The organism is Cytobacillus sp. GQ23 (assembly GCF_059758675.1).
In genome coordinates this window covers 59,911-73,660 of the sequence record NZ_JCAXER010000026.1, presented here as the reverse complement: position 1 = coordinate 73,660, position 13,750 = coordinate 59,911, and the positions used below count along the sequence as shown (strand labels likewise).

The following is a 13,750-nucleotide window of genomic DNA, read 5'->3' as shown; positions in this document are numbered from 1 at the left end:
CCTGCGTATAAATATGTTCTTTCCTTCGGATAAACATCCTTTTACCAAGCTTTAAGTAATTTTCCCATTGAAAAACATGTTCATAGACAGTAACCAAGTTATTGCCTCCTTATGAAAATGTGTCGTAATAATTCTTAGAGAAAATCTTCTCTATGAAATTACTATTATCATAGGAGAAATTGTAGAAAAAAACTATAGGATATTTGATTATTTAAATTTTTTAGAAAATTTAAATTAAATTTATGTTAAATAGACTACAGTTGCTAAAAAAAATTAATATTACAATTCAAACTGAAAATAACAAAAAGTTGGAGGTAAGATATGGGAATCAGAACTGGTGCTCAATATATCGAAGCAATAAAAAAGCGTAAACCTGAGGTTTGGATGGGTGGAAAAAAAGTAGAAGATGTGTTTGCGGAGCCTGTTTTTAGACAGCCAATCCTTGAAATTGCCAAATTATATGACATGCAGCATGAACCCGAGTATAGGGATAAGATTACCCATATTTGTGAAGAAACCGGTGAGAGAGTAAATAATGCTTTTATGGTTCCGAAAAGCTTAGAAGATTTAAAGAAAAGGAGAGCTATTTTTGAAGCTTTTGCCAAAGCTACCTTCGGATTAATGGGCAGAACTCCAGATTTTTTAAATGTTGTCTTAACATCGTTTTACCATAATGACTGGTTTTTTGAGAAGTTTGATAAATCCTGGGCTGAGAATGTTCGGAATTATTATAGATACGTTCGTGACAATGATTTGTTTTTGACCCATGCAATTATCAATCCTCAAAATGATCGAAGTAAAACATCTCATGAACAGCGAGACACATATACCCACCTGGGAGCTGTTAAGGAAACTAAAGAAGGCTTAGTGGTAAGAGGAGCTAAAATGCTTGCGACACTTGCCCCGATTACAGAAGAAGTCATCATTTACTCTTTCCCTGGTTTTAGCCCAGGAGACGAAAAATATGCATTAGCTTTTGCTCTGCCACTTGATACTCCAGGTCTTCGCATCATTTGCCGCGAAGCAATGCAAGATGGAACGCGTTCTGTATTTGATCATCCGCTTGCTTCCCGGTTTGAAGAGATGGATGCACTTCTTGTTTTTGATGACGTAGTCGTCCCTTGGGACCGGGTGTTTTTATATAACAATATTGAAGCCGCAAACAAATTGTACCCTCTGACAGGTGCAGGACAGCAGCCAGCTCATCAAACAGGTGTAAGAGGCCTTGTGAAATTGCAATTTGCGACAGAGGTAGCCATGAAGTTAGCAGATGCAATAGGTGTTGATGGCTATTTAAATGTTCAAAATGATTTGGCTGAGCTTATCCAATCGGTTGAATCCATTAGAGCTTTGCTTGATGTTGCAGAATATAACTACTCCATTACAGAAAATGGGGAGGCTATGCCCGATTATGTTCCTCTGGAAACGATAAGAGGACTATTGCCTAAAATGTATCCGAGAGCAATTGAAGTAATGCAGATTGTTGGTGCGGGCGGCCTGCTCATGTCTCCGACTGAAGCAGACTTTGTGAGCGCCATAAGAGAAGATATTGAAAATTATTATGTCGGTAGAGCAGGCGTTTCTTCATTAGAAAGAGTGAGTATTTTTAAGCTTGCATGGGATTTGTGTGGTGAGGCATTTGGCCAAAGGCTTCTCCAATATGAAAGATATTATACGGGTGATCCAATCCGGAAAAGAGGAATCTTCTTTAATAATTATAAGCGTAAACATAAACATGAAATGGTAGATGAAGCATTAAAAGTCTGCACTCTGGATGAGGAAGTTGCAGCCAATTAAATTAATCAGATAATGAAGGGAGAAAGGCAAAGTGGAAACACATATTTATACCTCATTAACATTGCCTTGTTCTGTCATTGCAATAGGTGCGTTTGACGGTGTTCATCGTGGCCACCAAGCAGTCATCGAGTATGCCGTTAAGAGAGGGAAGCTGTTGAATGCACCTAGCCTTGTCTATACTTTCGACCCGCCGCCCCGTGTCTTTTTTCAAGGTGCACATATGCTGTCTTCCATCCAAGAAAAAGTGTCCAAGTTAGAAAAGCTTGGTGTAAGCCATGCAGTGTTTGCACGCTTTAATCGGATGTACGCAGGAGCTGGCCCAGAAAAATTTATAGAAGTTCTTTCAAGATTAAATCCGGTCGAAATTATTGTAGGGGATGATTTTCGGTTTGGGAAAAACCGTGAGGGAGATTCGAATTATTTAAAAATGCATTTTACTGTACGGGAGATTGACCCTGTCTGTTGTTCAAAAGGGAATCGCATTTCTTCATCAAGGATTCGGCATCTGCTGTCCAAGGGTGAAGTACAGGTTTCCAACTCGCTTCTCGGCTGGCCAGCGGGAGATTAGAAAGGAGAGCATCAAGTGAAATTATTAGGGATATCCGGAACAATTATTGGTGCAAAAACAGGAATAGTTGTAAAAAAGATCTTGGATGAGGTGGAAAAGAAATACCCTGAAATTGAAGTTGAATACCTGGATATGATGGATTTTGAAGTCCAATTTTGTGATGGCCGCGACCCTAGCGCCTATTCAGAAGATACAAAAAAGGTCATTGATAAGGTTTCTTCTGCTGATTTTTACATTATTGGGACACCAATTTTTCAGGGTTCGATTCCAGGTGTCTTAAAAAACCTCTTTGATTTAATTAACCCGAAGGATTTTAGGAACAAAGTTATGGGGTTTGCTGCAAATGGAGGGACTTATCAGCATTACCTTGTAATTGAGAATCAGCTTAAGCCAATAGCAGGTTTTTTCCGTGCTTTTGTTGCCCCAAGCTATGTTTATGCAAATAGAGATCATTTTAATGAAATGAATGAAATTAGCGATCCTGATTTACTGAAAAGAATTTCACATTTAGCTGATGAAGTTGTCCGTATGCAAAAAAACTTAAAAAAAGAGTTTGCTGAAATAAGTGAATAATAGATGAGGGGAGCCAATGAACATGAAAGTGAAAAGCAAATTTATGCCGATCAATTTAATGCAATTTATTGAAGAGAATAAGGACCAATTAAAGCCGCCAGTCAATAATAAGGTTATTTGGAAGGATGCTGAATTAATGGTCATGCTTTTGGGAGGGCCGAATAAAAGACGTGATTTTCATGTGGATCCATCAGAGGAAGTTTTTTATCAAATAAAAGGCAGCTGTTATGTAGAGGTCATTAATGATGAAGGCAAACGCCAAGTAGTTGAAGTAAAAGAAGGGGAGATGTTCCTGCTTCCTGCAAATGTTCCGCATTCCCCTCACCGTGTAGCCGATACAATCGGATTAGTTATTGAAAGGAATCGTGCTGAAGGTGAGCTGGAGGATTTCGTTTGGTTCTGTGAAGAATGTGACCATGAAATGCATAGAGTCAGAATTCAGTTAACGAATATTGAGGTGCAGGTTAAAGAAGCAATTTCCGAATTTAATAGCAGTATGGACTTGAGAAGGTGTGAAAACTGCGGGCATGTCATGCCTCCGGAAGCGAGTGAATGGAAATGCGAGTAGACTTTCATACACATATAATCCCTGAGAATTTCTCTGAATTAACAAAGAATTTAATGGGGGATAAATGGCCGACACTAGAGCGTACATGTGCCTGCGGTGCAAATATTATGGTGGCTGGCAAGGTGTTTCGTGAAGTGACAGATCAGGTATGGAGCCCTGAAAAGAGATTACATGACATGAATAGAGAACAAGTGGATATTCAAGTGCTCTCTCCTATTCCAGTAACCTTTTCTTATTGGGCACCTGCTGAAGAAGCGTCCATTCTTGCTCGGATCCAGAATGATTTTATTGCAGAGACTGTAAGTCAAAATCCTTCCAAGTTTATCGGATTAGGTACAGTTCCATTACAGGATGTGCAGGCTGCGATCCGGGAAATGGATCGGTGCATACATGAAATAGGCCTAAGGGGAATTGAAATAGGTACGAATGTTAACGGCAGCAATCTGGATGACCCATCTTTAATCGAATTCTTTGAAATGGCAGAGAAGTGGGAGGTTCCTCTTTTTATACACCCTTGGGAAACATTGGGTAGAGAGCGTATGCCAAGACATAATCTGATGTACACAGTTGGGATGCCAAGTGAAACGGCTGTAGCTGGTGCGAGTTTAATTTTAGGAGGAGTAATCGAAAGATTCCCTAATCTAAAAGTTTGCTTTGCACATGGAGGCGGTTCTCTGCCATATCTCCTTCCTCGTCTCGATAAAGGCTGGGAGGTATGGCCGCACTTAAGGTTATTGGAGAAACCGCCTAGTTACTACGCGAAGAAATTCTATTATGATTCTCTTGTAAATGATCCTATCAATCTACACTATTTGCTTCAAAACTTTGGGCATGAACAGATTATTATGGGGTCTGATTATCCTTTCCTATTAAGGGAGATACGTCCTGGAAAAGTAATCGATGAAACTCTTAATCTTACAGCTGAACAAACCGAAGCTATCCTTGGCAATAATGCTCTTCGATTTTTAAATGCGCCTATTAAGGTTGGGGGGTGAAAATGTGGTAAGAACGGTTAGTCCTGAACAAAAATTAGAGGAGTTAGGAATCATGCTGCCGCCAGTTCGTACATCAGCAGGAAACTATGTCAGCTGTGTCCGAACAGGAAACCTTTTGTTTACATCTGGCCAAGGGACAGATGAATATCGGGGGCGTTTAGGAGAAGACATGCCGATCGAGCTTGGTTATGAAGCGGCGAGACAATGTATGTTAAATCTATTGGCCGTTGTAAAACAAGAGATTGGCGATCTTAATAAAGTAAAAAGAATTGTAAAAATACTTGGTTTTGTGAATAGTGACGCAGATTTTACCGAACAGCCAAAAGTAATGAACGGCGCTTCAGATTTACTTGTACAAATTTTTGGAGAAAAAGGCCAGCATGGTAGATCAGCTGTCGGGATGGCTCAACTGCCAAACAATAATGCAGTGGAAGTCGAGATGGTGCTGGAAATAGAGGGGCAGGAGGCGATGTAATAATGAGTCAATTAAAACAGCAGGTTATTAAAGACGCAAAGCTCTTTGTAAATGGTGAATACCGTGACTCAGTTTCAGGGGAGAGCTTTGACACTATTGATCCTGCCACAAACAATAAGCTTGCATCTGTCGCAAAAGCAAATGAGGCAGATGTCAATCATGCTGTTGATGCAGCACGGCGTACCTTCGAAAGAGGAATCTGGAGTAAAATGCCAGTAGCTGAAAGGTCTGATATTCTATGCAGGATGTCTGACATTGTTTTGGACCGTGCAGACGAAATAGCTCGTGTCGAAACCTTGGATGTGGGCAAACCGATCAAGGAAAGCCGAGGGTTTGATATTCCGAGAGCGGCAGCAAACTTACGATTCTTTGCTGAAATGGCAAACTATATTCACCACGAGCATTATGATCAGGCAAAATATATGTCTTACTCCAAGTATGCCCCAGCGGGTGTAACAAGTTTAATTATTCCTTGGAACCTTCCTTTTATGCAAGTGACATGGAAAGCATCAGCAGCAATGGCTGCAGGAAATACAGTCGTTGTAAAACCAGCCTCCTTGACCCCCTTAAGTGCAGTCATGCTCGGGGAAATTGCTAATGATGCAGGACTTCCTCCCGGAGTGCTTAACATTATTACAGGTCCAGGAGGGACAGCCGGCACAGCTATGACTAAACATCCTTCGGTTAGGCGCATTTCTTTTGTCGGTGATAGCATAACCGGAAGAACAGTCATGCAAAATGCTGCCTCACAGTTAATTCCAGTTTCGCTGGAGCTGGGAGGAAAGTCCGCAAATATTGTGTTTGAGGATGCTAACCTTGATGAAGCTATCGAAGGATCTATTGATGCTATTTTTAGAAATCAGGGTGAAATTTGTTTAGCAGGATCCCGTTTGCTAGTTCAAGAGAGTATATATGATCTTTTCCTCGACAAGTTTGTTCATGCCGTAAAAAAAATTAAGGTGGGAGACCCGCTTAGTGAAGATACTGATATGGGTGCGTTGGTTTCAAAAGGACATCTTGAAACCGTGGATGAGTATGTACAGTCTGGGATAGCTGAGGGTGCAAAGCTTGCCTTGGGCGGTAATAAAATCACCTCACTTGGTGAAGGAAACTTCTATGAACCAACCGTCCTATATGATGTGGATAACAAAATGAAGGTGGCCCAGGAAGAAATATTTGGTCCAGTTCTATCTGTCATTCCATTTAAAACGGAAGAAGAAGCAGTTCAAATTGCAAATGATTCTATCTATGGGCTTGCAGGTGTTGTTTGGACGAATGATCTCCGCCGTGCTCATAGGGTAGCATCCAGTATAAATTCAGGGTTATTTTGGATTAATTGCTGGTATTACAGAGATTTAAGAACACCTTTTGGAGGGTCTAAGGCAAGTGGCATAGGACGGGAGGGTGGACGCCATAGCTTCGAATTTTATACAGAAGCAAAAACTATCACAATGAAACTATAAAAGAGTGCTTACTCCGCACTCGTCTTTACCTTAATTAACGATTATAAGAGAGAGTGAGTATATGAATCTGCTATTAAATCAAATTGTAGAAGAGTTACTGGAAGCTGAATTAAAGAAACAGGCATTGACTCCGCTAACTCAGAAATATTCAAACCTGGATGTAAGGGATGCGTATCATATCCAACTGGGTGTGATAAATAAAAAAATTAAATCGGGCCGAAAGGTCGTTGGCAAAAAGGTCGGACTTACAAGTATATCTATGCAGCAAATGCTGGGTGTAGATGAACCTGATTATGGACATTTGCTAGATGATATGAAGGTAAGCAGTGGCGGTAATGTTAAGGTAAATGATTTGCTTAGTCCAAAAGTGGAGGCAGAAATCGGCTTTATACTCGGTGAAGACTTAAAGGGGCCTAAAGTAACTTGGGTGGATGTTCTGATGGCTACAAAATACTTAACTCCAACACTTGAAATAATTGATACCCGAATAGCCGATTGGAACATTCAGCTTATTGATACGGTGGCAGACAATGGCTCCTCAGCAAAATTCGTAATCGGGGAACAATTAACCGAAATCAATGGAATGGATTTGCGAAGTATCGGAATGACCTTATATAAAAATGGCGAGTTGATCTCTACTGGATCAGGTGCCGCAGCACTTGGCCATCCAGCTCACGCCATTGCATGGCTTGCCAATAAGCTCTATGAGTTTGACATCCCCTTAAAAGCCGGGGAACTCATCCTTCCAGGTGCGCTTAGCGGAGCGATAACCGCAAAAGAAGGTGATACTGTGTCCGCTCATTTCGGACGCTTGGGGTCTGTTTCAGTCACATTTGAGTAAGAGGGGTGAATTCTTTGGCTAAAATGAAAGCTGCAATTATTGGTTCAGGCAATATAGGCACTGATCTAATGTATAAGCTTAAAAGAAGTGAGGTAATTGAACTCACAGCAATGGTCGGTATTGATCCGGAATCAGAGGGATTAAAACGTGCAAAAGATCTGGGTTATCAAACTTTTTCAAATGGCATTCAAGCCTTGAAAGAAAATCCGGAGTTAGCTGATATCGTTTTTGATGCAACTTCAGCGAAAGCTCATGTTAAACATGCAAAAGTATTGCGAGAATTAGGAAAACTTGTGATTGATTTGACTCCGGCTGCGAAAGGCCCATTTGTCAGCCCTGCTGTACAAACACATAGTAATAAGGAAGCTCTTAATGTAAACCTGATAACGTGCGGAGGGCAAGCTGCCATTCCAATTGTGCATGCGATAAATTATGTTGCAGATGTATCTTATGCCGAAATCATTGCAACGATCTCCAGCAAAAGTGCGGGACCTGGCACACGGGCAAATATCGATGAATTTACCATCACAACCAAAAAAGGTATTGAGGAAGTTGGAGGGGCTGATGAGGGAAAAGCTATCATCATTCTAAATCCAGCGGAACCACCCATCCTGATGCGAGATACCATTTACTGTGAAGTTAAAAATATGGATCAGGATGCAATTCTTAAATCGATATATGAAATAGTCGAGACGGTAAAGGAATATGTACCTGGATATCGTTTAAAGCAAAAGCCATTATTTGATGAAGATAGGGTAACCGTTTTTATAGAAGTTGAGGGAGCTGGCGATTATTTTCCTATTTACGCTGGTAATCTGGATATTATGACGGCTTCCGCAACTCGTGTAGGAGAAAATTTTGCAAGGGATTTACTGATACAGAACCTAAATAGTGTTTGATTGAAAGGCAAGGTGACACAGGTTGATTCGAAAAAGTGACAAGCCTATAAAAATAACAGAAGTGTGTCTTCGAGATGGAAGTCATGTCGTTGCACATCAGTATACAGAAGAACAAATCCGCCAGGTTGTAAAAAAATTGGACAGTGCTGGGATGCACTATATCGAAGTCAGTCATGGAGATGGTTTAGGAGGCTCTTCCCTTCAGTATGGAAGGTCACGTGTCAATGAAATGAAACTCATTGAAGCTGCAGCCGGTGAATGCAAACAGTCAAAAATTGCTGTGCTCCTTATACCAGGGATTGGAACCTGCCATGAATTAAAGGAAGCGCATACTTTAGGTGCAGAACTAGTGAGAGTGGCCACACATGTAACGGAAGCTGATGTATCTGCACAGCATATTAGCTCAGCGCGAGAGATTGGCATGGAAACTCTAGGTTTTCTGATGATGGCTCATATGGCACCAGTTGAGAAATTAGTTGAACAGGCCAAGCTAATGGAAAGTTACGGAGCCCAAGCGGTATATGTAACCGATTCGGCAGGTGCCCTTTTACCTCATCAAGTTCGTGAAAGAATTGCAGCACTTAGGGACTCCTTAACTATTGAAGTAGGATTTCATGGACATAATAATTTATCTGTTGCAGTAGCGAATACAATTGTCGCCATTGAAGAAGGAGCTACCAGGATTGATGGAAGTGTCCGCTGTCTTGGAGCAGGCGCGGGCAATGCACAAACGGAAGTACTGCTATCTGTTATGGACAAAATGGGAATGGGTGTTGGAATTGACCTTTACAAGATGATGGATATCGCAGAAAACACGGTCGGACCGTTAGTTCCCAAACCTCAGGAGATTAATAAGGGCAGCCTAGTATTAGGCTACGCTGGGGTATATTCTAGTTTTCTGCTGCATGCAGAAAGGGCGGGGAAGCGGTTTGGCTTGGATCCCAGAGATATTTTAATAGAGTTAGGAAAACGAAAAGTGGTGGGCGGCCAGGAAGATATGATTCTTGATGTTGCTTCTGAGCTTGCAGAAGCCAGGGTCTTGGAGGTGTAGAGTATGAATTTAGCAAGTGGGGCTGGTATGGAAATTGTGAATTATTTATATTCCGCTGAAAAAGAACAGCGAGAAATAGTTAAAATTACGGATCAGATACCTGACTTAAGCTTTGAAGATGCTTACTTTATTCAGGAGAAGCTGATTGAACTCAGAGAAAAAGATGGAGCGAGGCGCGTCGGCATAAAGTTAGGTTTAACTAGCAAGGCAAAGCAGCAAATGATGGGTGTACATGAAGCAGTTTATGGCTACTTGACGGATGATATGCTTGCCTTGGAATGGGAACCAATCAATTTCAATCAATTCATTCATCCAAAGGCAGAACCTGAAATTGCTTTTATGATAGGTGAAGATCTGCAAGGCACGAATGTTACTGCAGAGAATGTATTAAATGTAACAAAATATGTGGCCCCTGCCATCGAAATTATTGACAGCAGGTATTTGAACTTTAAGTTTACACTAGCGGACGTGATTGCAGATAACTGCTCTTCCTCACGATTTGTTCTCGGCAGTAAATGGATGAAACCGGAAACAGTTGATTTAGCACAGCTTGGAATGGTGATGTCCAAGAACGGGCTCGTTGCTCAAACAGGAACAAGTGCTGCTGTGTTAGGACATCCTGCAGCCTCTGTTGCATGGGCTATAAATAAACTTGGAGAATCCGGAAGGGGAATTAAGAAAGGGGATATTATTTTAAGCGGAGCATTATCTGAAGCAATTTCCTTTAAACCTGGTGATTCCGTAACTGTTCAGTTTGCGGAATTGGGTTTAGTCTCTCTTTCCTGTAAACCAGATGTTTTGGAAAAGATATAGGAAAAAGGAATATTTAGTCCGTTGGATTTCAGCAGAAGATACAATCAGTGTTACTTACCGTATCCTTTGCTGATTCCAAGGAGATTTTGGCAAAGCAAAGGATGATGGGTTTGGGTAAGAATCGTAATCAATCAATTCATCATATCTCAGGCTTAAAAAGAGAACTAAAAACAAATCAGCTGACCTTGATTGCCATGGGGGTGCAATCGGGAGCGAGCTTTTTCTTGGCAGCGGACTTGCCATAAGTACCACAGGGCCAAAGGTGGATTTATTGTACGCTCTTATGGGATGTCTGGCTGCCATATTCACCTGGTTGATGGGTTTCGTCTTCAACCTGTTTATCAGGAGAAAGGGGAAAAATCTGCTGGCGGTAAGCTTCCCGGAAGAGTGCTAGGTTATCCATTACTTCCAATAATAAATATCTGCGGCCATTCTATTTAGTATGATGGTTTCTAGATGGTTTAATATTTCAGAATATTTTGATTATCTCATCGTAGTTAAAATATCTTGTCACTAGCATATTGGTTCTGAAAAAAAGTGATAAAGCTTCCATTCGTATGGAAAAATTCGCTGATCAACCAAGTAATCAGTGCAGGTCATTAAAATGGCAGCTATTATTATTTTCGTTTCCATTAATCTCTGAGGGGTGCCCGTTAATGAAGAAGATAAAAAGTTTAGTGCTACTATTAGTGCTACTACTGGTCATAAGTTTAATCGTTTTTGCCACTGCAGCATGCAGCGGAAATGTATCTTCTAAGACTGCTTCAAAATCAGAAAAGGGAGCAACCTATCATTTCAAGCTTGCTCATATTACCCCAACTGATCATATGTGGCATAAAGCAGCTGAAAAGTTCAAAGATGAGCTTGAAACCCGATCCGAAGGAAGAATGAAACTGGAAATCTATCCGGCCAGCCAGCTTGGTACTGAAGCTGATATGGTTCAGCAAATCTCCGCAGGATCTATAGATTTTGGATTTATTACTGCTGCGTATTTAAGCTCAAGAGCTGAAGCATTCACTGCTTGGTTTGCTCCTTATGCTTTTAAAGATATAGAAGAAGCAAATGATGCACGCGACACAGAGATTGCAAAAAAAATACTCGCAACCATGGATGATCAGGGTATTAAGGGCCTGGATTACTTATTCGCAGGCAACCGGGTTATGTTATTTAAAGACAAAGAAGTAAAAAAACCTGAAGATATGACCGGATTAAAATTGCGTGTAACACCTAGTCCTCCATTACAGGAGTTTTATAAATCTTTGGGTGCTTCACCAGAATCACTGCCTCTTCCTGAAGTATATGCCGCGATCCAAACAGGTGTAATCGATGGCATGGATATGGATCTAGATGCAGCGATTACGAATAAATATCATGAAGTAGTAGAGTATGGAGCGGTTACAAATCATATGGTTTGGCCTGCTGTAGCAATGATTAACAAGGCTTCTTATGACAAAATGCCTGAAGGGGACCAGAATATCATTGATGAAGCGATAAAAGCGGCTGCAGATTATTCAGCTAGCACTCGTTCTGCACAAGAGAAAGAATTCCAAAAGATTTTAAGCAATGAAGGAATGAAAGTTTATGAGTTAGAAGCAGAAGTGTTTAAACCATATATTGATAAATTTGATAAAAAATACAGGAAGGGAGATCCGCTCATTCAGGAATTCCTTGACACTTTCCGCAAGTAATTTATTAGGAGGATATTTGTGAAAAAACTAAGTAATATGATAGCTGGTTTTGAGAAGAAACTGGCTATTATTCTCATGTTTGCAATGGCGGTAATTGTTTTTTCAGCAGTGATTTTTCGCTCTGCAAATGCACCATTATTTTGGGCCGGAGAAATTTCTATCTTTCTATTGATTTACATTACTTTCATAGGCGGAAGCTTAGGACTTAAATACAAAACACAAGCAGCTGTCACACTGTTAACAGACCTGCTTCCAGGAAGTATTAACAAAGGGGTTACAATTCTTGCACATATATTAATGCTAGCTTTTATGGCTATTCTCCTATTTTATTGCTTCAGTTGGATTAGTTCTCCTGGAGTAGCTATTCAAAAATCGAGTGCAATTTTACTTCCAATGTGGATTCCTTACTCTATATTGCCGATCGGATTATTATTTGCAAGCATCCATTTAGTAAGTAATCTTCTGGATGTAACAAAAGGAAGTGAAGTAAAATGATGTTTCTTGTAATAATTGCATTTTTTGTATTTTTGCTTATTGGTATTCCAATTTCTTTAGTTCTGGGAATGACAACCATTGTATATTTTTTAGTGACTGGTAACTATGTTCTGCTGGAATCGACTCCTCAAAGATTATATTCAGGTATGGAGAATTTTGGTTTATTAGCGATACCTTTGTTTATGTTAACAGGGGAGTTAATGAATACCGGTGGAATTACGAATCGTTTAGTTAGTTTTGCAAGAGTAATGGTGGGACATGTAAGAGGCGGATTAGCCTACGTTACGGTTATTGCTAATATGTTCTTAGCCTCTATACTAGGATCTGCCAATGCCCAGGCAGCGATGATGAGCAAAGTAATGGTTCCTGAAATGGAAAAGGAAGGATACAATCGAGAGTTTTCTTCTGCTTTGACACTGGCCTCTTCCATAGTTGCCCCTATTATTCCCCCTAGCATGATTTTTATTATTTATGGAACATTATCGGGAACTTCAATTGGCGCATTATTCATGGCTGGAATCATTCCAGGACTAATCTATGGACTGGGTTTTATCTCACTTGTAGCTTACATAGGATATAAACAGAATTTTCCCAGAAGTGAAAGGGCTAATTTAAAACAAATCTGGGCAGCTTTTAAAGATGTATTGCCAGCTTTGTTTATCCCGGCAATCATTACACTAGGGATATTAAGCGGTGTATTTACTGCTACAGAATCTGCAGCCATCGCGAGTGTAGTCGCATTCATTGTAGGGAAATTCTTTTATAAAGAACTAAAATTAAAAAGCATGCCTGTAGTGTTTGTAAATACTGTGATTGGAACAGCTACAGTGACATTTCTTATTGCAATGGCGAATATTTTCGGTTGGGTCATTGCATTTGAACAGGTTCCCCAATTAATCGCAGATGCTATGTTATCAATCTCTGACAATCCATTCGTCTTCCTTATTCTAGTGAACCTTTTCCTTTTGTTAGTTGGGATGTTCCTTGACGGAATAGCAGCTCTTGTTATCTTAGTGCCGGTGTTGATGCCATTAATTACAGGATTTCAAATTGATCCTATTCATTTTGGGATTATCATTTGTATTAACCTAACTATTGGACTACTGACGCCTCCGGTAGGGACTGGCCTATTTATCGTATCCTCAATAGCAGAGGTAAAGTTTGAAAGACTAGTAAAATCTGTTATGCCAATGTTAGCCCTAGGAATTGCCATGTTGCTAATCATAACGTATTGGGAACAAACTACTTTGTTAATTCCTGCATGGTTCGGATTTTAGGAAAAAGACGGGGAGGTTTTATTTTGCCAATTATACAAGTCCAGATATTAGAAGGAAGAACGGACGTACAGTTAAAAGAACTAATCAGCAGTTTGACAGAAGCAGCTGTGAATTCATTAAATGTAGAAAGTAATCAAGTCAGGGTGGTTATACAGGATATACCACTAACACACTGGGGTATTGGTGGAGCAACAAAATCTGAATTAGAGGATATCAAGAAAAATCGAAATTCAAAGTAGTTCAAAAA

Annotated in this window: 17 protein-coding genes; 16 read left to right on the top strand and 1 reads right to left on the bottom strand. The window is 40.3% G+C overall.

The genetic code is table 11. From position 1 onward, the window contains the following. Window positions 1–321 precede the first annotated feature (321 nt). The 12 genes from AC6CHU_RS20080 to AC6CHU_RS20025 all read left to right on the top strand — a co-directional run bounded on the left by AC6CHU_RS20080 (window position 322) and on the right by AC6CHU_RS20025 (window position 10,288). Complete coding sequence (locus tag AC6CHU_RS20080) at window positions 322–1,797, top strand: 4-hydroxyphenylacetate 3-hydroxylase family protein (protein ID WP_251283725.1); 1,476 nt, start codon at window positions 322–324, stop codon at window positions 1,795–1,797. 31 nt (window positions 1,798–1,828) lie between these two features. Then, complete coding sequence (locus AC6CHU_RS20075; protein ID WP_251283726.1) at window positions 1,829–2,365, top strand: FAD synthetase family protein; 537 nt, start codon at window positions 1,829–1,831, stop codon at window positions 2,363–2,365. Window positions 2,366–2,380: 15 nt separating this feature from the next. After that, on the top strand, window positions 2,381–2,938 hold the full coding sequence (locus AC6CHU_RS20070; protein WP_251283727.1) for an NADPH-dependent FMN reductase: 558 nt from the start codon (window positions 2,381–2,383) through the stop codon (window positions 2,936–2,938). Between the two features lie 22 nt (window positions 2,939–2,960). Then, on the top strand, window positions 2,961–3,506 hold the full coding sequence (locus AC6CHU_RS20065) for a 3-hydroxyanthranilate 3,4-dioxygenase (protein ID WP_251283820.1): 546 nt from the start codon (window positions 2,961–2,963) through the stop codon (window positions 3,504–3,506). Beyond that, window positions 3,491–4,501 (top strand): amidohydrolase family protein, encoded by a 1,011-nt coding sequence (locus tag AC6CHU_RS20060; protein ID WP_251283728.1) that lies wholly within the window; start codon window positions 3,491–3,493, stop codon window positions 4,499–4,501. Before AC6CHU_RS20065 ends, AC6CHU_RS20060 begins: the two co-directional genes overlap by 16 nt. A 4-nt stretch (window positions 4,502–4,505) precedes the next feature. Further along, window positions 4,506–4,976, top strand: coding sequence for a RidA family protein (locus tag AC6CHU_RS20055; RefSeq protein ID WP_251283729.1), 471 nt, complete (start codon window positions 4,506–4,508; stop codon window positions 4,974–4,976). Window positions 4,977–4,978: 2 nt separating this feature from the next. Continuing rightward, entirely contained in the window at window positions 4,979–6,439 is a 1,461-nt protein-coding gene (locus AC6CHU_RS20050) for an aldehyde dehydrogenase (protein WP_251283730.1), read from the top strand. 61 nt (window positions 6,440–6,500) lie between these two features. Beyond that, window positions 6,501–7,280: a 2-keto-4-pentenoate hydratase gene (locus AC6CHU_RS20045; RefSeq protein ID WP_251283731.1), complete on the top strand. Its 780-nt coding sequence runs from the start codon at window positions 6,501–6,503 to the stop codon at window positions 7,278–7,280. Between the two features lie 14 nt (window positions 7,281–7,294). Beyond that, entirely contained in the window at window positions 7,295–8,179 is an 885-nt protein-coding gene (locus tag AC6CHU_RS20040) for an acetaldehyde dehydrogenase (acetylating) (RefSeq protein WP_251283732.1), read from the top strand. A 22-nt stretch (window positions 8,180–8,201) separates the two neighbouring features. Further along, window positions 8,202–9,230 (top strand): 4-hydroxy-2-oxovalerate aldolase, encoded by a 1,029-nt coding sequence (dmpG, locus tag AC6CHU_RS20035; RefSeq protein WP_498122655.1) that lies wholly within the window; start codon window positions 8,202–8,204, stop codon window positions 9,228–9,230. A 3-nt stretch (window positions 9,231–9,233) separates the two neighbouring features. Beyond that, complete coding sequence (locus AC6CHU_RS20030) at window positions 9,234–10,043, top strand: 2-keto-4-pentenoate hydratase (RefSeq protein WP_251283734.1); 810 nt, start codon at window positions 9,234–9,236, stop codon at window positions 10,041–10,043. A 110-nt stretch (window positions 10,044–10,153) separates the two neighbouring features. After that, window positions 10,154–10,288, top strand: coding sequence for a hypothetical protein (locus tag AC6CHU_RS20025; protein WP_285869677.1), 135 nt, complete (start codon window positions 10,154–10,156; stop codon window positions 10,286–10,288). Window positions 10,289–10,311: 23 nt separating this feature from the next. On the opposite strand, the gene AC6CHU_RS20020 is transcribed toward AC6CHU_RS20025, so the two are convergent. After that, window positions 10,312–10,446 (bottom strand): hypothetical protein, encoded by a 135-nt coding sequence (locus tag AC6CHU_RS20020; RefSeq protein ID WP_285869678.1) that lies wholly within the window; start codon window positions 10,444–10,446, stop codon window positions 10,312–10,314. Between the two features lie 253 nt (window positions 10,447–10,699). On the opposite strand from AC6CHU_RS20020, the gene AC6CHU_RS20015 reads away from it, so the two are divergent. Genes AC6CHU_RS20015 through AC6CHU_RS20000 form a run of 4 tightly spaced genes read left to right on the top strand, consistent with a single transcriptional unit; the run spans window position 10,700 to window position 13,742 of the window. Continuing rightward, window positions 10,700–11,731: a TRAP transporter substrate-binding protein gene (locus AC6CHU_RS20015; RefSeq protein WP_498122654.1), complete on the top strand. Its 1,032-nt coding sequence runs from the start codon at window positions 10,700–10,702 to the stop codon at window positions 11,729–11,731. A gap of 18 nt (window positions 11,732–11,749) precedes the next feature. After that, window positions 11,750–12,226: a TRAP transporter small permease gene (locus AC6CHU_RS20010; protein WP_251283736.1), complete on the top strand. Its 477-nt coding sequence runs from the start codon at window positions 11,750–11,752 to the stop codon at window positions 12,224–12,226. Then, a complete protein-coding gene (locus AC6CHU_RS20005) occupies window positions 12,223–13,503 on the top strand; it encodes a TRAP transporter large permease (RefSeq protein ID WP_251283737.1) in 1,281 nt (426 codons plus the stop codon). The genes AC6CHU_RS20010 and AC6CHU_RS20005 overlap by 4 nt, the downstream gene beginning before the upstream one ends. 23 nt (window positions 13,504–13,526) lie before the next feature. Next, on the top strand, window positions 13,527–13,742 hold the full coding sequence (locus AC6CHU_RS20000) for a 4-oxalocrotonate tautomerase (protein WP_251283738.1): 216 nt from the start codon (window positions 13,527–13,529) through the stop codon (window positions 13,740–13,742). Window positions 13,743–13,750: the final 8 nt, after the last annotated feature.